This is a genomic window from Leptolyngbya sp. FACHB-8 (assembly GCF_014695575.1).
GTDB lineage: Bacteria > Cyanobacteriota > Cyanobacteriia > Elainellales > Elainellaceae > Vacuolonema.
Genome location: NZ_JACJOO010000056.1, coordinates 10,149 through 29,426, shown reverse-complemented (window position 1 = coordinate 29,426; position 19,278 = coordinate 10,149). Strand labels below are relative to the sequence as shown.

The following is a 19,278-nucleotide window of genomic DNA, read 5'->3' as shown; positions in this document are numbered from 1 at the left end:
AAGTTAATTCGGGCGTCGCATGGAGAAGGGACGCGGAGGGGTTGGCGAACCTGACAGATTCATCTGGAGGAAGCGCTCTAGCCAGCAGTTGCGCCAGGCCATGCGAACAAGCAATGCCCAGACGAAAGCCAGCAGCGATAACGTCAAATAGTTGATAGGCTGTAGCACGGTCAAATCAAAGGCAGATCGCAAACCGGGTACCACCAGTAACACCCCAAACATGATCAACATCGCCAGCGCCATAAAGGGGTAGCGCAAATCACCACTGAGTGGTGCACCACCCACCCAAAAGCGCGTAGGGGGCTTCAACAGCAGAATCAGCAGCAGCCCGCAAAACACCAGAAAGGCGACCAGAGCACTGCGGGCCGCAAACAGCGCTTCAATCACGCGTTCCTGGGTAATGACCTGGCCCAAGTTGCGCAGAGGGGTGTTGCCATCGAGCAATCGCAGCAGTGGCGTAATTTGATTGACCGTGTAGCCGATATACACCAGAAGACTAAACAGGGACAGAAATGCCATAGCAGGCAGCACAAAGGTGGCGAGCGATCGCACCAACCCTCGATGCGACTCTTTACCGGGTTTTGCCCACAGCGTTACCCCCAGGGTAGGAATACCTTCCGTTAGCAGGGTCAGAACGGCATTGTGCTTGATGGTCAGGGGAAAAATCAGCCCCGGCATAACCAGGGTCAGCATCAAAATGACAAACGCAGATACTCGCACAAGAGAGATTTTGGTCACGTCCTGAATGCTATTGCGAATGCGTTGTCCTTCGAGAAAGGCATCGGGAAGGGCTTCAAAAGAATCGTTCAGGAGCACCATATCCGCGACTCCCCGCGTAATCTGGCTACCGCTTTCCATAGCGATTCCCAGATTAGCCTGCTTCAGGGAGGGCACATCGTTGACCCCATCCCCCATCATGGCAACATACTGCCCCTCACCCTGAAATGCCTTCACAAGCTGGGCTTTTTGGTCGGGAGTAATGCGGCCAAAAATGGTGGACTCCATCGCCGCCTGGGTGAATTGGGCCTCGTCCATCTCTGCTAATTCAGGTCCAGAGATGGATGGGAGATCTGTGCCAAGCCCGGCCTGCGTCGCCAAGGCAGCGACCGTGGCGGGGTTGTCTCCTGAAATGACTTTCACCTGAATGCCTCCCTCACGGAAGCGGCTTAAAGTTTCATGGACGCGGGGCCGCAACTCATCCCCAAAAAACAAGAGTCCTAGGGGCCGTAAATCGGATGGTAGCGCCGGCAGGCCGACCTGGGCGGTTTGCAGAGAGATGAGAGTGTGGGTTTTAGCAAACAGCAGGACCCGTAGCCCCTGGGCAGCACCATCCTGAATCGCTTGCTCTATTGTTGCATCCAGGGGCACGACCGTCTTGAGGATATCAGGGGCACCCAGGACACAAACACCTGAATCTGAGAAGCTTTTGAAAGTTTGGGCGCTCCATTTGTAGGCGGAGGCAAACGGAATCTCTTGATCCACAGGGCGTTTTTCGCCTGGGCAGGCACGGGCGATCGCCTCATTCGTCGCGTTGCTAAAGGAGGCGCTGGCAGCGTACTGACCCAGTTGCGATCGCAACTCAGCCTCAGAAATCCCAATAGGCAACACCGAGAGTAACTGAATCCGATTTGCCGTCAAGGTTCCGGTTTTATCTAAACAGATCATATTGATATGGCTGAGGGATTCTACCGCATTGGCCTGCTGCACTAAGGCATTACGATCAGCCATGCGCAGGGATCCCATAGCATAGGCCAGGGTAATCATCAAAAACAGGCCACTGGGCACCAGGCCTGCAATAACGGCAGCATTCTCCACGCTCTGGGCGAAGGGCGTCAAACCCATCATCATCGAGATCCCAGCCAATAGCCAGAGAAAGATGGCGGTGATCAGCAGCACCCGTACAATCAGGTTAATTTCCTGCTGTAAAGGGGTAAGGACGCGGCGAAAACTTTTGGCTCCAGCGGTGAGCTGGTTGGCATAGCTATCAAGGCCTACCTTGTCAGCCTGGTAGTGAGCGGAGCCACTCACGCAGAAGCTTCCTGAGTAAAGCTCGTCTCCCAGGTGCTTGGCGATCAGATCGGATTCTCCAGTCAACAGAGACTCATCCATATTGATTTCACCGCCACCGATAACGGTGCCATCCACCACGATCTGAGTACCAGGTGTGACGACCAGCACATCTCCCAGTACCAGGTCGTTGGGATCCACCGTTTGCTCCGTCCCATCCCGCACCACCGTTACTTTAGGGCGGTTCACCAGCGCGAGGGCATCCAGCTTGCGCTTAGCGCGGATTTCTTGAACAATATTGGCGATCGCATTGGCCGAAATTACAAAAGCAATCACGCCGACATCGTCAGCTCGCCCCAATAAAATGAGGATCACGCTAATTCCAAACAACACCATGTTGATGAAGGTCAACAGGTTGTCCTTCAAGATGTTGGAATAGGTGCGGCTCGTTTGCAGGGGTAGTTCATTCCCCTGCCCGGCAGCGCGGCGTGTGGCTACCTCCTGCTCAGAAAGGCCTCGAAGATCGGTGGATGCAGTGAATGCAGATGAGGTCATTACAGTACGGTATAGTCGGCCAAAGCGTTTCCAGCATTCTATAGCGATCGCCCACCCTTTACAGCGTTGCCCATTTTCGTTGGGTCTGAGAAAGCCTGTAGAAGCACAAACTTCTTGAAACCCCAAATTTTGTTTAACAATACTCTGGGCAGTTTTTCTGAAACCCTTGATTTCGCGTGCGCTTCGCGCACGCGAAATCAAGGGTTTCAGAAAAACTGTCCGAACTAATGGTTTAAGAAGTACAGCAGAGCCAGGCTTTTGAACAGAATTTCGGGTTTTAATTTGTATGTGTTTCTTAACGGGAATAGGTGGAACGATAACAATGACTGAAGCGAGTGCAGAAACCCTACAAATTGCACAGGATGCCTTTCAAGATTTTTGTCAGGGGTTAGCCCAAGGGGAATGGTCAGCCTTTTTAAACCGCCTGAGTGAAGATTTTACATTTTGGTTTCCCGCTGGCCCATTTCAGGGGCTGAATGTGGGTGCGGATAAAGCCAAAGCTTTTTTCGAAATGGTTTCTCAAGTTTTCCCAGAAGGCTTGACCTTGACGGTACAACAAATTACCAGCAATGCCACTACTGTTGTATTTGAGGTGCGTTCCCAGGGCTTAATGTTAGGCAAGCCTTACGAGAACCAGGCGGCGATCGCTTTCGACATTAAGAACGGCCAAGTATGCTCTTACCGTGAATACTTAAACGTCGTGTTCCAGCGATAATGGTAGCAGCCATGATGTCAAAATCCCTAGGATCTGTTTTCAGGGATGGTTTTTCGTGTGCAGAACGCACGAAAAAATATCAATTCATAAAAGGTGCTCCACTGTATTCGTCCAACAGTTTCTTCTGAAACCTTCGGCTTTGAAGACACGAAGCACCATCAAAACTCAAGATTTCAGAAGAAGTATCCACCCTAAAATTGAAACGTTAGGAATATGTATGAATTGCAATTAATTCCAAGAGAATAACTTCCAGATCTAGATGATTCTAAATTTAATAGGAACACAAGAATGCATATTTCAATGACATTTAATAACAATAAGGTTAAATGCCGATGATAAAAGGTGGTGCGGCGCATTGCGCCGCACCACCTTTTATCATCGGCATTTAACCCGGCATGGTATAAAACCTATTCCTTTTCATTCAAAGAGAACAAAGAAGATCTAAAAGACAACCTCATGGATGAATAAACAGACATCATTAAACATAAATCCTGAGATAATGTGCCGCTCGCTTACGGGCCAGTCGGTCTGGGTTGGTGAAGGACGCGATGACCTGATGGGCCTTATGGTACACCCAACGGAGGGCGATCGCTTCTACTCCAGCGGGCACCCCCGACAGGCAGAAACCTGGGCTTCCGGATCAGCGAAGATAAAGGGCAAACCTGGAAATTAGTATCGATGGAGGGCACGGATTTTCATAGCCTGGCGATCGCCCCCAGTAATCCTCAGGTGAGCCACTTCTTATCATAGGCATTTAACTCGACATAATATAAGCCAATAGGTACTGCTATAGTCATGCCAGATGGGTTCAGATCTTTTTTATAAAATGCCCACTATGGAGGCATCTCACCCGCAAATACTGTCTCCACAAGAAGTAGTCATGGTATCAGATAGGACAGTATATTGAGGAGTAACGTTGATGGTCATGCACCTAGAACAGGTTGTTCCCTTTGGAAGATCGATGGATGAGTACATTAAAATGTTTAATCTCACTCCGATCGATCTACAAAAAACAATTCTCAGTGTTGCGGATGGACCAGCAAGTTTCAATGCGGAAGGTACTTCATTAGGATGCAAAATTCAATCTATTGATCCGCTCTATATCTTTACGGCAGAACAAATCAGGAAACGGTTTTACGAAGTTGTCGATCATATTATTGGACAAGTTGAGCAAACCCCAGAAGATTGGGTCTGGTCTTACCATGCTTCTCCCGATGCATTAAGACAACGCCGAGAATCCACTACAGAGCTGTTTTGCAAGGACTACGAACAGGGGAAGCAGCAAGGCCGCTACGCGGTCGGCGAACTGCCCCAGTTAAATTATCAAGATAGCCAGTTTGAACTGGGCTTGTGTTCCCACTTTCTGTTTTTGTACTCCGATCATTTCGATGAAACGTTCCATCGAGATGCTGTTTGCGAAATGCTAAGAGTCTGCCAGGACGTGAGGATTTTTCCGCTCCTCACGTTAATGGGAGAACCATCGCCCTATCTTAAGCTCGTAATAGAGCAGCTAGAAACACAAGGCTACTCCTGTGAAGTTCAAAAGGTAGCCTATGAATTACAACGAGGTGGCAACGAAATGCTGAAAATTACCAAGCATCCCGGGTAGTGTTCATTGGACCTCCTGCATGAATCGGGTTTTGAGGGCATGAATCGTTGCGCTGCTTCGGTGCGCCATGATTCATGCAGGACAACCTATTCTAGTTACGCCTATGCCTCGGATGCGCTCGGAGATTCGTGAAGGTTCTTGCTCGAGTTGCCCAGCCTGATGGTTTCACAAGCGTTTCTGCTCCTTCAAATTAGGAGCCAAAGATTCTGCTCCACAGGTTGGTGAGCGTTTCCCAAATTTCACCAGGGCTGACACCAAAGACCCGGAGAAGGATGATTAAGAGGGCGATCGCAACCACCAGGGAAAGTGTCGCCTTGACAACTCTCACCAACCAGGTAAACACCAGGAAAGCAATCACCAGGGCCGCGAGAAGGAGAAGGAGTTCCATAGAAAAAGCAGACAGAGGGCAAACGTAAGGGCAGCTTAAGACAAAGGATCAGGGGTTACCTATTCAGACCCTACACAAGTCTGGTCTTGCTGGTACATCTTTGTTGGGTATGCTGTGAAACACATCATTCAACAAAGATGCACCAGCAATAGCACCTAGCACGACACGATATTACTTCGCTCTTGGGTGAAACTCCACCACATTCTGCCGAATAGTTACATCGAAGTATTGAAAGAAATCATGACCCAGTAGCCCAATCTCTAGATCTGACATGCCAACGGCAACAGGGACATTGTAGACAGTAGCCCCATCAACTTCGATAGAACGCACATAGCCTACATCGAAAACAGCCGTACCATTGGCAGTGGAAGACTCTACCTGGCCCACAGGACGGATTCGGAGGGCAGCCGCCATGGGTTGAGTCACAAGAGTACCGCTGGCTCCGGTATCAACCATCATGGGGAAAGTCTGACCATTGAAGTTGACATTAATTACAGGAATACCGTAGAGACTATCGACAATGGGCGCTTCATAACGACCATCCGACCCGGTGGAAGAGGCGACAAAATTCGGGGTACCCGTAACCAGGCTGACCATAGAGCGGATATTTGCTCCCATCAAAATGAGGATAACGGCCACGATCGCCCCTAACAAAAACTGGGGAATTTGACCTGATGGCTGAGACCTCGCTGCGACCGTGCGCATCGGTACCGTATGGGAAGCGGTTGCCCTTGACATTACCCCAGCCGAACTGACACCCGGTGTTGCGGTGGGTGTTGGAGACGGAGCAGCCCCCTCCAGCTCAAAGCTACGATTCCAGGCCATTTTAGCGGACTCTCGCTGGCGACCCATCACCTGAACAGAGCGGATACCTACCGCTCTCAATTTAGTAAGGCTGGTTTGCAAATACTGGGTTAGGGCCTCAGCTTCCGGGACCTGCTCACTTTCAAGCAGGATCTTAAGGCGATCGCCCATCCGCGTAACCTTCGCCGTCACCTCTCGTTTTTGGAGGGACTGGTTCATCAGGCTGGCGATCGCCTGAGCATCACCCTGTTGAGCTCGCTGCAAAAGTGCCTTACGCAAATCCTCATTGCTATCCATGAAAACGCTGGGGAATAAAGGGAATGAAAGCGAAACAGCAAACAGGGAATTGCACCATTCTCTCTATCGTAATAAATAGAGGCGTTGAACACGAGCGGGAACATGAGCAGAAGGGCACAGGATAGAGGAGCAGCGCGCAGAGACCTGAGTACAGTTTTCCCTTTTTTGGCGCTTCTTTTGCCTGCCGCCGCCTATCTTTTGCCATTCCCTCTACCTTCCGCCCCCTGCCCCTCCTATTCGCTTGCCCCGGACTGAACCTGCCAAACCCCTCGCTCTATGCCTACACTGAATGGAGACAAGTTCCCAAGATTGCGATCGCGCAATCCTAAACGGAAATCATTGTTTACAGAACAGTCGGTTCGGCTGAACCCCTTGTATGCTGTCAGTGCTCATCTGTCTCTAGCTGTGTTTCTCCCCAAATCACAATGAGAATCCTGGTCGTAGAAGACGACACCCCAACCGCCCAAGCCATTGCAGCCTTACTGACGGGTCAAAATTACGCCGTAGAGATTGCGCCCGATCGGGTGAGTGCATTAGAGCTGCTCGATGCCTTCCCGTTTGACCTGATATTGCTGGATGTGGTGATGCCTGACGGAAATGGCATTGAGCTGTGTCGAAAAGTCCGGGCCGATGGGCACCAAATGCCGATCCTCATGCTAACGGGACGGGATACGGGCCACGATAAAGCTCAGGGGTTGGATGCAGGGGCTGACGACTATGTGGTCAAACCCTTTGACCCAGAAGAATTATCGGCTCGAATTCGGGCACTTCTGCGGCGGGGAAGTGTAGCGGGCCAACCCGTGCTGGAATGGGGCCCCCTACGGCTCGACCCCAGCAGTTGTGAGGTGAGCTTTGGTTCGCAGATGCTGACCCTCACCCCTAAAGAATATGCCCTATTAGAATTATTCCTGCGCAACAGCCGTCGGGTCTTTAGTTGTGGAGTCATTCTGGAGCAAATTTGGTCCTTTGAGGAGATGCCAGGGGAGGAGGCCGTTCGAACCCATATTAAGGGTCTGCGGCAAAAGCTTAAGGCAAAGGGAGCCCCAGCAGACTTTGTCGAGACCGTCTATGGCATTGGTTATCGCTTAAAACCGTTGGAAACAGCGGAAACCTCCACAGAGGTGGACAAGCCCTCAGAAGCGGTGCAGCAGAAGACCTTAAATGCGATCGCCCAACTTTGGGAGAAGTTCAAAGGTCAGGTACAGGGCCAAGTCCACGTCGTCGAACAGGCCGTAACTGCGCTCCTCAATGGCACTCTGGAGGAGGCCCTCAGGCAACAGGCCATTCAAGATGCCCATACCCTCGCAGGCTCTCTTGGCACCTTTGGCTTCCCGGAAGCATCCAAACACGCTCGTACCCTGGAGCATTGGCTACAAGACAAAACCGCCGGATCCACCAGAAAAGCCGTACAGATGGCAGAACTGGTGCGCTCGATTCAAAACGACATCGACGCTCCTCAAGCCTCAGCCACTCCAGTATCCCAGCCCGCTCCTACACCCGACCCGGCCCCTTCTACCCCACCCCAAGAACGGTTGATGGTGGTTGATGATGACCCCGCTATGCTGGCGACGGTCAAAACCCTCCTGGAACCCTGGGGACTCCATGTCACAACCCTGCCAGATCCCCGCCAGTTTTGGAACACGCTGGAAGCGGCTACTCCCAGCCTCCTGATTTTGGATATTCAGATGCCCTACCGCAACGGCATTGAGCTTTGCCAGGAGGTGCGCGAACACGATCGCTGGGGCGGACTCCCCATTATGATTCTGACGGCACACCAGGATGCCGAAACCGTGAATCAGGTGTTTGCAGCAGGAGCCGATGATTTTGTCAGCAAGCCCATCGTTGGCCCAGAACTGGTCAGTCGCATCTTGCATCGCCTCGAACGAGTGCGGCTGTTGCGGCGATTTAGCGAAGCTCCTGTGGCGGAGCCCAAAACTCAGGGACGGCACTCAGAGGAAGAGTTTCATCAGCTGGTAGACGGGATCAAAGACTATGGGATTTATATGCTCGACGCGACCGGGCATATCATTAGCTGGAATAGCGGAGCTGAACGGATTAAAGGATATTCGCCAGCCGTGATTCTGGGGCAATTTTTGGGGCGGCTGTATTTGCCGGAAGAGGTGGCCACTGGGAAGCCGGAGCAGGATTTGGCGATCGCCCGTACCGAAGGGCGATGCGAATTCCTGGGATGGCGGCAACGGCAGGATGGCACCTGTTTCTGGGGAGATGTCGTCATTACATCCGTGTGGAACCCTGACCAAACACTCCGAGGGTATGCCGTGGTCACGCGGGATGTGACCGACCGCAAGCAGATGGATGAGGCCTTACAACGCTCCCGTGACAAGCTGGAGGTGCGGGTGGCTGAGCGTACTGCCGAGTTGGTGGGGGTCAACGAGCGACTGCGGCGGGAGCTGGAGGAACGCAAGCGCGCACAGGAAGCGCTGCGAGTATCCCAGGCCCGGTTTGCGGGGATTCTTGACATCGCCGATGATGCCATTATTTCTGTCGATGCGTGCCAGCGGATTACCCTGTTTAACCAGGGGGCCGAGAAGATCTTTGGCTACACAGCCCAGGAAGTTCGCGATCAATCCCTATCTGTGTTGTTGCCCCAGCGCTATGCCGCCGTCCATCAGGGCCATGTAAAGGATTTTGGCCAAGCCCATAACAATGCGCGACGCATGGGTGAGCGGAGGGAAATTTATGGCCGTCGCAAGGATGGTACAGAATTTCCGGCTGAGGCGTCGATTTCCAAATTTGAGGTGGGCGGGGAAGTCGTCTATACAGTCATCCTGCGGGACATTACCTTGCGTAAACAAGCGGAGGAAGCCCTCGCTAACCTGAGCCATGAGAATGAGCTGATCCTCAATTCTGTAGGAGAAGGAATTTGTGGGTTAGACCTGGAAGGCCGCATCACGTTCATTAATCCAGCCGCGACAAATCTGTTGGGCTACACCCGCGATGAACTGATTGGACAATCCATCCAGGTAATTCTGGAGAATGCCAAGGAATCCGCAAATAGAGACTCGGATGGCCCCTCTACCATTGATGTCTTCTTGTACAACGGAGCGGCACAAGCCAAGCGTGATACTTTCTGGTGTAAAGATGGCACGGCGGTTCCAGTGGAATACGTCAGCACCCCCATCCAGGAGCAAGAAATTGTGGGTAGTGTCATCACGTTTAAGGACATCACCGAACGCCAGGTGGTGGAACGGATGAAGGATGAATTTATTTCAGTGGTGAGCCATGAACTACGCACTCCGCTCACCTCCATCCACGGTTCGTTAGGAATGTTGGCTAGCGGTTTACTGGCGACCGATCCAAGCACCAGCAAGCGCCTATTAGATATTGCGGTTGCCAGCACAGAGCGATTGGTGCGGTTAATTAACGATATTTTGGATGTGGAACGCATCGAATCTGGCAAGGTGACGATGCAACTGCAAGCCTGTGATGCCAAGGAATTGGTGCAACGGGCAGCTGATGCACTACAGCCGATGGCAGAGAAGTCGGAAATTACTCTACAAGTACAGGCTGAACCCATCACGTTCCAGGCAGACCCTGATCGCATTCTCCAAACCCTGACGAATTTACTCAGCAACGCCATCAAATTTTCGCCAGCCCATAGCCATGTATGGATTACGGCGACTCTGGATCAGGGGTCTGAGTTACAACCGGATGCTTCCAATATCCAGGCAGAAGGACCTTTTGCGACGATCCTCCGCAAAAGCGCCAATCTGCTCAATCCTCCCCACGTCCTGTTTTCGGTAGCCGATCAGGGGCGGGGCGTCCCCTTAGATAAGCAGGAAACTATTTTTGAGCGGTTTCAGCAGGTGGATGCATCAGATTCGCGCAATCAGGATGGCACAGGACTAGGGCTGGCGATCTGTCGTAACATTGTGCAGCAGCACGGGGGCCATATTTTTGTCGACAGTATTCTGGGGAAGGGAAGTACTTTCTATTTCACCATCCCGCTGCGATCGCCCAATCAAGAGGCTCCCACTGATTAACCCTGATGATTTGGGTCAACGTAGGAGTTAGTTCTATTGCAGCACGGACCTAAAGCATCTCTGGCTCACTTGATTCATGATTTGCATAGATATGACCAAAAAAGTACTCATTATTGACAATGAAGTCTCGATTCAAGAAGTGACGCAAATTTGTCTCCAAACCGTAGCCGGATGGCAGGTCATTGCCGCCAGTTCTGGGATGGAGGGCATCGAAAAAGCAGCTCAGGAGAAGCCCGACGCAATTCTGCTGGATGTGATGATGCCTGATATGGATGGGCTAACCACCTTCCAAAAATTGCAGGAAAACGATCAAACTCGCACCATTCCGGTCTTATTATTGACAGCCAAAGTGCAGGCATCCGATCGCAAGCGTTATACCGATTTAGGAATTCAGGAGGCGATCGCCAAACCCTTCAATCCCCTGGATCTCGCCAATCAGATCGCTCACGCCTTGGGCTGGGCTGTCTAAGACATACAACTTAACATAACTTCTTCACAAGTTTCTCACATTTATGCCGTAGCTTGAAAACTAGGAGCCATCTACCTCTCAGCTATGCACCGTTGTTAGGGCGATGTCTCCTCAGCTCGATTCACAGAATCGGTAGGGCATTAACCAGTCATGGTTGTTCCCCACAATCGGGGAGGTCGGCATGGAAACGATTCGTAAAATTAATGATGAGTTGGCGATCGCCGGACAGATCTCCTCTGAGCAGTTGCCACAGCTCGTTGGCGATGGATTTCGCTCTATTTTGAATTTGCGATCGCCGGGGGAATACGAGTTTGAGCCCTCTGAGGAGGTCAAAGCGGGATTGTTTGGGTTGAATTACCTGAACTTTCCCCTGAGTTTCGACAACTTGCACGAGGAAACCATCTTACAAACATTCAAGTTGATTAATGAACTGGGTAAACCATTGCTGGTGCATTGTGACACAGGCATTCGAGCAGCGCTGCTTGTGCTGATCTACATCACGATGCAGCAGGGGGCGACGCCTAAGCAGGCGTTTCGACAGGCCGAGAGACTGGGGCTGCTGACACCCGTCTGCCAGGAATAATGTTTACGTTTGAAAAGTCTCGCAGAGCGAGGCTTTTCAAACGTAAACTGGCCTAACACGAACGTACTGAATTAACGTACACACCGCTATATAGGAAAGCCTGATTTTCAGACAGGGGCGCTGAAAATCAGGCGATCGCACTAACGTTGTCTTTCTTCAGGGGATGCAACGCCCTGCGCTGGAAAAGCGGGTTAGGCAGCAGCAGCTTCGCAGGTCTGCTCCATCTCAACCTGACTAGCGGCGACGAAGTTGCTGAGGTTATTCAGCATGTAGCTACTCTCTACCATGGAGCGCTTCGCTCCGGGCTTAAAGGCTGCTCCGGTTTTCTCGAACTCGGCAATGAGACCGGCGCGATCGCCCTTCTTCAACAAATCTGCCAGGTGGCTGTAGGTGGCGACCATTCGTTCGATAGCATCGAGACGTTCCTGGGAAGCCATCAAAATGTCTACATAGAGGGCAGCATCTTGAGTCACCAGACGACTGATGATGTTGATTTCGGAGCGATAGAGAGGGCTAGCAAACTCGAAGCTGCGATCGATGTCCACCCCTTCTCGGGCATAAAAAGTTCCCAGGCTGAAGTCAGAGAAGAATCGAATGACCTGAACCGCCACCATCATCGTGTCATGCTCTTCAGGAGTGCAGGTGATCAGGGTACCGCCATCGGCCTCAATCAGATCCAACAACCACTGGGATGCTTCAGCGTTACGTCCGGGGCACACCACCACCTTCTTACCGAGGAAGGTACCGCTGCCAACCCCAAACATTGGGTGTAAACCAACAACTGGCCCGTTGTGATGCTCCATCATGGCTTGCACCACTTCGGTTTTGGTACTGGCCACATCTGCCAGAATCGTGTTGGGGGAAAGATAGCTCGCTACCTTACGAACCATCGCCACAGTGCTCTTGAGGGGTACTGCAATCAGCACCAAATCCGCATCGCCTAGCAGCGTATCGGCCCGATCCCAATCGTCATACTCCAGGATGCTCACCTGGTGGCCTGCAGCAGCCATCCGCTCAGTGAAGAAGCTTCCCATGATCCCACGGCCCCCAATTACCGTGATACGGCGGCTTTGGGCATGCTTTTGTTGGGGGGTAGGTGTCTCCGTTGCCAGAGCTGCCATGCAGTTTACAATTAAAGAATTCCAGGTGAACTCCGTAACATTCGTATTCATTAAGCATGACCGAGCATTACTCAGCTGCTCTTCTATGGAGGGGGCACCCGAGGTCTCTAGTAGGGAAATGCGCTCACTGAGCAGCGCAATCAAAGCTTGGTCGATTTGCTGTAGCGTCTTAGTTCCGGCCATAGTCAGCTTTACCTCGTGACGATAGGGGGTTTCGTTGGCGTACAAAAAAGGTCGAAACAGGGAAACGGAAAAACTTAAAGGTTGCCGCGTAGGGCTTGCTCACGCTCTAGAGCCACAAACAGGGATTTAAAGTTACCGGCACCAAAGCCACGGCATCCATGACGTTCAATGACTTCGAAGAAGAGGGTGGGGCGATCGCCCAGCGGCTTGGTGAACAGTTGCAGCAGATATCCATCCTCATCGCGGTCTACCAGAATGCCCAGTTCTGCCAGCTTCTCGACTGGGACATCAATTTCGCGAACCCAGTCTTCCAGATTTTCGTAATAGGTTTTGGGGATAGGCAGAAACTCAACCCCGGCCTGCCGCAATTGCACTACCGCCTGCACAATGTCGGTCGTTTCCAATGCAATATGCTGAATCCCAGGGCCGTAGTGGAAATCCAGGAATTCTTCAATTTGGGACTTCCGCAAACCATCTGCAGGCTCGTTGATGTTCACGATAGTTTTGCTACCGTTTTGCAACACCTTCGACATCAGAGCAGAATACTCAGTGGAAATGGTTTGCTCATCGAAATGCATCCGCAGTTCAAAGCCCATCGCCTTCTGGAAAAACTCCACCCAGCGATCCATCATGCCCCGCTCAACGTTACCAACGATGTGGTCGATCCGCTTTAGACCAGCATTAGGGCCAGGAACAGAGGCGCGGGCTACGAATCCAGGAGCAAACGGGCCGCTATAAGCTTGTCGCTCAACAAACTTAACTAACACATCCCCAAAAGAGCGGACGGCAGCATAACGCAGCGTTCCATGCTCATCATCCTGCTCAGTGGGAGGAATGGCACCGACTGCCCCCTGAGAAATAGCATACCGGTAGGCAGCGGTAACGTCGGGCACTTGAAATGCCATAACGCCGATGGTATCGCCATGCTTCATCACACTCTTATTAATGGGGTGGTCACCCACCATAGCAGAGGTTAGAACGAAGCGAATTTCTCCCTGCTCCATAACATAGGATGAAGTCTTGCGTTCTCCCGTTTCTAGACCACGATAGGCAGTATTTTGAAAGCCGAAACATCTGGAATAAAACTGCGCCGATTGCTTCGCATTACCGACGAAGAACTCCAAATGATCAACTCCGATAATGGGGCAGACATCACTCATCATAGCCTCTCCGCTTAGAGCTAAATGAACGTAAAACGCTAAGGAGAAATCACCGCAGCTCTGAGATATTTCAGGGGGTTATTGGGTGAACTTGAGACTCACTCTAGCTCAGGGCTAAGTAAGTCCACTAGAGGGTACATCTACTCTTCATACGGAGAGAAGCTTGCTTAAAGATTTGCCAAAAGCTCCGTAATCGTTTCAGAAATAACAAGAATCAGAACGGTTTAATTGCAAACATCAAGCACAAACTCGATTCCAGAAAATGGAATATAAAAAACTCCATTCACTTCATGACATCTTCTTAAAGGCACTATGAAGACTTACGTATTTTCACTATGGGATCAAATTACAGCTAAACCAATACCAAGCTGCACGAAATGAGAGGTGCGGTACATAGGCGTATCAAACCTCTCATTCCGTACAGCTTCATATAAAAATGACAAAAATACAAATAGATAGGGAAAGTAGGAAATTTTTAGAATCCCTATTCTCATGCCTCTATCCCTAAAACAAAATCTATGTTCTCAGGGAAACTACCAAATGTGTTGAAAAAAAGGATGAAAAAAAAGCTAAAGGATAAATGGTCAGTTTTTGCAATCCCTAAATATCGAAGGATTTCTATGTAGTTCTAGTGAACTTGGCCTTAGATTTTTTGGTCGATCTCCAAATTTGTGATAGCCTCCAAATTAAGAATTACAGATTCCTAATCTTTGTTTCTGACTATTGTTGGGTTTCCCGATTTGTAGCCCCGTCTCATTTTCACCGTGAAAATACGGATGGGACTACCAGAGACAGAATGATTGGATTAGAGTGGGTACACCGCTACATCCGTTTATCTCATCAGTTTATCGATGGCAAATGGCTACTCCCTAAGGTGTTCTACCTGAAGGGTTGTATTGTGTAAGCGATGGTTTTCCCTGTTCGTTGAGTTGAGACGTTCAGTGCACATAAATAGATATTTTCGGTTCATCGTTTTGGACGAAAGTCATCTCCTTAATGTGCCCTGTACGGGGGCGCAAATTATAGATAGCCCTGTCGCTGCGCGTTACTGAAGAACTACCTCTTGAGCTGCGGATTATGAGCTTTAAATCGGTTCTGGATGCTTTAGACTCATCGGTACAGCAGGTGGAGAGCAGCCCCTCTCCCCGCACCGAATCTCAACCAACGTCGCTTCAAGAGCGGCCTGGGCTTCAGTTGCCCTACGACTACCTCAAAACAGCGGCAACATCCTACAATCCAGAGCAGGTTCAGTTTACCCTTCCATCAACTCTGCCCAAGTTTTTATCTGAGCAACTCATTCAAGGCATTCATCCCGATAGCATCGTGCTGGCTGCCTTGAGCGCCCTCCTATACCGTTACACCCGACAAACCCTCATTAATCTAGATGTCCTGGCACTGAGTTATCACAAGACCACGCTGCCACCCCTGGGTCTGACGACATCGGTATCTAGCCTCGCTTCCCTTCGCTCCCTGGTGCAAAACCTTTCCGTTGCCCTTTCAGATCCAGAGAGCGGGCTGGAATCACTGGAGAACCAGTCACGCTCTAATATAGTCGTTTCCTTTGACACAGCTGATTTCACCGGGAAATTGACAACCGAGGCACCTGATCTACATTTACATGTGCAGAGCGCCCCAGAACGCATTCAGGGCACCCTGCGCTACAACGCCAATTTATTCGAGCGCTCCACTATTGAGCGGTGTGCCGGGCATCTCAACCAGCTCATCGAAGGTCTCATAGGTGACCCGGATCAAACTGTTGCTGACCTGGCTCTTCTAACAGCCGACGAAACTCATCAACTACTTGTAGATTGGGCCAGTCCTGCTGTTGAGTATCCCCAAAAGCCCATCTTCACGGTCATTGAAGCACACGCTGCACAGCGTCCTGAGGCGATCGCCCTCACATTTACCAACCAACACCTGACTTACGCGGAGTTGAACCAGCGGGCCAACCAATTGGCTCACCACCTGCGGACCCTCGGCGTCGGCCCCGAAGTACGCGTTGCGACCTGTCTGGAACCCGGCCTGGAGGTACTGGTAGGTGTACTGGCTATTCATAAAGCTGGCGGTGTGTATGTCCCCCTTGACCCCAGCCACCCCTTGGAGCGGCGCACCGCTATCCTCGAAGACACGGAACCCCTCATGCTATTGACCCAGGAGCGGTTACTGGGGAACGTACCGGCGATCGCCCAGCATACCTTCTGCCTCGATCGTGATTGGGAAACGGTAGCCTCGCAGCCCACTCACAATCCCAACTACCCCATCGACTTGGATCAGACCGCCTACATCATCTACACCTCGGGGACCACAGGCAAGCCCAAAGGGGTTATGGCCAGCCACCAAAATCTGATCAATTACATTTGGGTAGCCCAGGAAAAGTATGGGTTTAATGACCAGGATGTGATGCCATCCATTGCCCGCTATACCTTCAGCATCACGATGTTTGAGCTGTGGTCACCCCTAGTAGCAGGCGGACGTTTGCTACTGCTGGAACGCGATCATATTCTGGATTTCAAGCGGATGATTCAGACCCTGGAAGAGGTCACCATCATCCACACATCTCCCAGTCTGCTGCGTAAATTGGTCAATTATATCCACGACAACCAGCTAGACCTGAACCGATTCCAGCAGCTTCGCCATGTCTCCTCAGGTGGTGATATGGTAGCCGCTGACCTGTTGGAAATGATGAAGCAAACCTTTACCAACGCGGAAGTGTTTGTCATTTACGGGTGCAGCGAAATTAGTTGCATGGGCTGCACCTATTTCACTCCCCGAGATGGTAGCCCAACCAAAACCCGTGTTGGTAAACCCTTCCCCAATGTATCGGTAAGGCTATTCGATCCGGATTACAATTTGGTTCCCGTTGGTATCCCTGGTGAAATCTTTTTTGGTGGTGCTGGGATTAACAAAGGTTATCTGAACCGTGATGAATTAACGGCTGAACGGTTTGTCATGATTGGCGGCCAGAGGTACTACCGCACCGGCGACTTAGGTCGCTTTGATACCGATGGCAATCTTGAAATTCTGGGCCGTGCGGATTTTCAAATCAAGTTACGGGGCATCCGCATGGAGCCCGCCGAGATTGAGGCAACCCTGCGCCAGGTAGCCGGAGTGCGCGAGGCCGTAGTTGCCGCCCAAACTCTTCCGGGCAATGAGGAGAAAAGCTTAATTGCCTACCTAGTGTTGGAGGCAGACAACAAGCCCACGACCCAGCAAATTCGCCGGTTTCTGGAGGCGAAACTACCCGACTACATGGTACCCACCATTTACAAAGAACTGGATGCCATGCCGTTGAACGTTAACGGCAAAGTAGATCGGCTGAATTTACCGGTTCCCACCCTGGCAGATCTGGTAGATGCAAGCGCGTATGTCGCTCCTCGCGACGAGCTTGAGTCTCAACTCGCAGAAATTTGGGAAACAGTCCTAGGCATTTCCCCTATCGGCATCCGCAACAATTTCTTTGAAATGGGCGGTGATTCGCTGATGGCGGTGCAAATTCTCATGCAAATTGAGACCGTTTTCAACAAAACTCTTTCGATCACGGCTCCCTTGCAGGCACCGACCATCGAGGAGATGGCGGAGCTCATCCGCAACTTCAAGGGAAGCATTGCAAATACCGGGTTGGTGCCCCTTCGTAAAGAGGGGAGCAAACCACCACTATTCTGCTTGTATGGAGTTTTACTCTACCGTGACTTGGTGGAACACCTCGATCCCGATCAGCCCGTGTACGGGGTTTATCTGGAGGAGGAGGTGGAGATTCTCAAGGCTGGGCCAGGCTGGCAGGATGATCCGAAGTTTGCCCATTTCTCTACGGTTCCGGCGATCGCCCAGCAATACCTAAAGGCCGTACGCTCATTGCAACCCCATGGCCCTTACTACTTCGCGGGTGAGTCTTTTGGTGGCGTCATTGCCTACGAAATGGCACAGCAACTCGAAGCCGAAGGGGAAGAAGTTGCCCTGATCGCTCTGCTCGATTCAAAAGCACCCAATAGCTATGCCCAGGCATCTCTGAAGCATCGTCTGAAAAAGCATTTGGAAATGGCAACCCAGCAAGGCCCGTCCTATCTCGCAGACAAAATTCAGGGCACGCTCAACAAATTTAAAGGCAAGGTCAAGCTTCCCGCTCATAGCAAAACAAATGAAGGAGTACAGCCAGCAAGCCCGCCGTCAACTGATGTACCTTCTGACGTACGAGAAGCGTTTCGGGCACAGGTAAGCCGCTATTATTTCCTCACCCCCTACAAAGGCAACGTCATCCTATTCCGGGCGATGGATCGCGACCCATTTGAGGTCGACCCCAATCAAGATATGGGCTGGGGTTCCTATGTTGATCGGCTTGAGGTTGTGCACATTCCCGGTAATCACCTGGGCATCCTGAGAACTCCCAATGTCAGAATGATGGCAGAGCACTTAACCCCCTATCTCCCTCAATAAAACGGGCTAGAGCCTATACAGCCAGCAGACGAACGTCACACCTATTGGGTGCAAGATGTGCCCAAGGGCGCATCCAAATTCATAGCTGGGTTCAGGGGGATTTTGGTGTACGCTCTGCGTACACCAAAATGGGCACTTTAGCTTATCCTGAACTGAGGATAAGTAGGTGATTGCAATTAAAAAGACCCAAAGGGCTGTGCCATCCACAAAGCGGGCGACACAACCCTTTGGGTCTTTTTAATTAGGCTGAGCTACTAATGGTTAGTTCCGATATAACAACTCATTTATTTTTCATCGTAAAGTGATGGCAAAAATAAATGAGTTGTTATCGGAAAGTAGCACTCTTTCCTATGCCTTATCCATAAAAATTAACTTCTTTTTTCCCAGCTAGCTGCGGGGCTAGAAGCCCAAAGCCTATGTGTTAGGGGATAGTATCCTTATGCAAACTGCGCACATAAAGCATCTCCGTAGTACGGAGAGGTCAATATGTATTTCTGATGAATTTCTATAAGAAAATATTGGTTTGCTGAAATTCTCTATGTTATGTTCGCCATGACATGGGTAATACACTGAAAGACCTCTAGGTTAGTTGTTCATTTATCCGTCATCCTACGGACAATTTTCACTAACAGCTATTCATCGTTTGAAGCGTAAGTTAACCCTATCAGGAGGATATTCGTCAGTCAGTTATATAGTGGCTCTAGACTTAGGAGGGTGCTCTACCAAATTTACGCGAGCCTATCTACGGGTTGCCCCTCTCTAACGTTGAAGATCCGACCGACCGGTATTGGCAATTCACTGGTTTTAGAAAATTTTGGCTTAACAGCGGACTGCTGCAGAACTAGATTGTAGTACCCCACTAGTGCTGTTCTTCTAACACATCCAGCCATCCGGTGGTCTTGCTGTAGAGGACTCAAACGTCGGCCACGACCCAATCGTTTCAAGTCATTCC

12 protein-coding genes are annotated in these 19,278 nt (G+C 50.8%); 6 read left to right on the top strand and 6 right to left on the bottom strand.

Going from position 1 to position 19,278, the window contains the following annotated elements; translation table 11 throughout:
* Positions 1 to 3 precede the first annotated feature (3 nt).
* Entirely contained in the window at positions 4 to 2,562 is a 2,559-nt protein-coding gene (locus H6F91_RS13745) for an HAD-IC family P-type ATPase (RefSeq protein WP_190770066.1), read from the bottom strand.
* 322 nt (positions 2,563 to 2,884) lie between these two features.
* Here H6F91_RS13745 and H6F91_RS13740 point away from each other — a divergent pair, with 322 nt between their 5' ends.
* Positions 2,885 to 3,277, top strand: a complete 393-nt coding sequence (locus H6F91_RS13740) for a nuclear transport factor 2 family protein (protein WP_190770065.1) — start codon at positions 2,885 to 2,887, stop codon at positions 3,275 to 3,277.
* A 478-nt stretch (positions 3,278 to 3,755) separates the two neighbouring features.
* Here the strand turns inward: H6F91_RS13740 and H6F91_RS28300 are convergent, their stop codons facing one another.
* Positions 3,756 to 3,887 carry a hypothetical protein gene (locus H6F91_RS28300; RefSeq protein WP_277874390.1) on the bottom strand — a complete coding sequence of 44 codons (132 nt, stop codon included), beginning with the start codon at positions 3,885 to 3,887 and terminating at the stop codon, positions 3,756 to 3,758.
* A 309-nt stretch (positions 3,888 to 4,196) separates the two neighbouring features.
* Between H6F91_RS28300 and H6F91_RS13735 the strand changes: the two genes are divergently transcribed.
* Complete coding sequence (locus H6F91_RS13735; protein ID WP_190789386.1) at positions 4,197 to 4,886, top strand: SAM-dependent methyltransferase; 690 nt, start codon at positions 4,197 to 4,199, stop codon at positions 4,884 to 4,886.
* Between the two features lie 190 nt (positions 4,887 to 5,076).
* Here H6F91_RS13735 and H6F91_RS13730 read toward each other — a convergent pair whose 3' ends face one another.
* Both H6F91_RS13730 and H6F91_RS13725 read right to left on the bottom strand, forming a co-directional pair.
* Positions 5,077 to 5,274, bottom strand: coding sequence for a hypothetical protein (locus H6F91_RS13730; protein WP_190772074.1), 198 nt, complete (start codon positions 5,272 to 5,274; stop codon positions 5,077 to 5,079).
* Between the two features lie 171 nt (positions 5,275 to 5,445).
* Complete coding sequence (locus H6F91_RS13725; RefSeq protein ID WP_190772075.1) at positions 5,446 to 6,375, bottom strand: retropepsin-like aspartic protease; 930 nt, start codon at positions 6,373 to 6,375, stop codon at positions 5,446 to 5,448.
* Between the two features lie 425 nt (positions 6,376 to 6,800).
* Between H6F91_RS13725 and H6F91_RS13720 the strand changes: the two genes are divergently transcribed.
* The 3 genes from H6F91_RS13720 (at position 6,801) to H6F91_RS13710 (ending at position 11,431) form a co-directional block, all read left to right on the top strand.
* Positions 6,801 to 10,379 carry a PAS domain S-box protein gene (locus H6F91_RS13720; RefSeq protein ID WP_190789385.1) on the top strand — a complete coding sequence of 1,193 codons (3,579 nt, stop codon included), beginning with the start codon at positions 6,801 to 6,803 and terminating at the stop codon, positions 10,377 to 10,379.
* Between the two features lie 91 nt (positions 10,380 to 10,470).
* A complete protein-coding gene (locus H6F91_RS13715; protein ID WP_190772077.1) occupies positions 10,471 to 10,848 on the top strand; it encodes a response regulator in 378 nt (125 codons plus the stop codon).
* A gap of 181 nt (positions 10,849 to 11,029) precedes the next feature.
* A complete protein-coding gene (locus H6F91_RS13710; protein ID WP_190772078.1) occupies positions 11,030 to 11,431 on the top strand; it encodes a sulfur transferase domain-containing protein in 402 nt (133 codons plus the stop codon).
* 191 nt (positions 11,432 to 11,622) lie between these two features.
* On the opposite strand, the gene tyrA is transcribed toward H6F91_RS13710, so the two are convergent.
* Positions 11,623 to 12,735: a bifunctional chorismate mutase/prephenate dehydrogenase gene (tyrA, locus tag H6F91_RS13705; RefSeq protein WP_190772079.1), complete on the bottom strand. Its 1,113-nt coding sequence runs from the start codon at positions 12,733 to 12,735 to the stop codon at positions 11,623 to 11,625.
* A 74-nt stretch (positions 12,736 to 12,809) separates the two neighbouring features.
* A complete protein-coding gene (gene hppD, locus H6F91_RS13700) occupies positions 12,810 to 13,895 on the bottom strand; it encodes a 4-hydroxyphenylpyruvate dioxygenase (RefSeq protein ID WP_190772085.1) in 1,086 nt (361 codons plus the stop codon).
* Between the two features lie 1,077 nt (positions 13,896 to 14,972).
* Here hppD and H6F91_RS13695 point away from each other — a divergent pair.
* Positions 14,973 to 18,326 carry a non-ribosomal peptide synthetase gene (locus tag H6F91_RS13695; RefSeq protein ID WP_190772080.1) on the top strand — a complete coding sequence of 1,118 codons (3,354 nt, stop codon included), beginning with the start codon at positions 14,973 to 14,975 and terminating at the stop codon, positions 18,324 to 18,326.
* The last annotated feature ends 952 nt before the right edge of the window (positions 18,327 to 19,278 follow it).

What these genes read in the sequence shown, in the direction of transcription:
- H6F91_RS13725 (WP_190772075.1), bottom strand. Translation starts at nt 6,375, where the DNA reads ATGGATAGCAATGAGGATTTGCGTAAGGCACTTTTGCAGCGAGCTCAA.
- H6F91_RS13735 (WP_190789386.1), top strand. Translation starts at nt 4,197, where the DNA reads ATGGTCATGCACCTAGAACAGGTTGTTCCCTTTGGAAGATCGATGGAT.
- H6F91_RS13720 (WP_190789385.1), top strand. Translation starts at nt 6,801, where the DNA reads ATGAGAATCCTGGTCGTAGAAGACGACACCCCAACCGCCCAAGCCATT.
- H6F91_RS13715 (WP_190772077.1), top strand. Translation starts at nt 10,471, where the DNA reads ATGACCAAAAAAGTACTCATTATTGACAATGAAGTCTCGATTCAAGAA.
- H6F91_RS13695 (WP_190772080.1), top strand. Translation starts at nt 14,973, where the DNA reads ATGAGCTTTAAATCGGTTCTGGATGCTTTAGACTCATCGGTACAGCAG.
- H6F91_RS13745 (WP_190770066.1), bottom strand. Translation starts at nt 2,562, where the DNA reads ATGACCTCATCTGCATTCACTGCATCCACCGATCTTCGAGGCCTTTCT.
- H6F91_RS13730 (WP_190772074.1), bottom strand. Translation starts at nt 5,274, where the DNA reads ATGGAACTCCTTCTCCTTCTCGCGGCCCTGGTGATTGCTTTCCTGGTG.
- H6F91_RS13710 (WP_190772078.1), top strand. Translation starts at nt 11,030, where the DNA reads ATGGAAACGATTCGTAAAATTAATGATGAGTTGGCGATCGCCGGACAG.
- tyrA (WP_190772079.1), bottom strand. Translation starts at nt 12,735, where the DNA reads ATGGCCGGAACTAAGACGCTACAGCAAATCGACCAAGCTTTGATTGCG.
- hppD (WP_190772085.1), bottom strand. Translation starts at nt 13,895, where the DNA reads ATGAGTGATGTCTGCCCCATTATCGGAGTTGATCATTTGGAGTTCTTC.
- H6F91_RS13740 (WP_190770065.1), top strand. Translation starts at nt 2,885, where the DNA reads ATGACTGAAGCGAGTGCAGAAACCCTACAAATTGCACAGGATGCCTTT.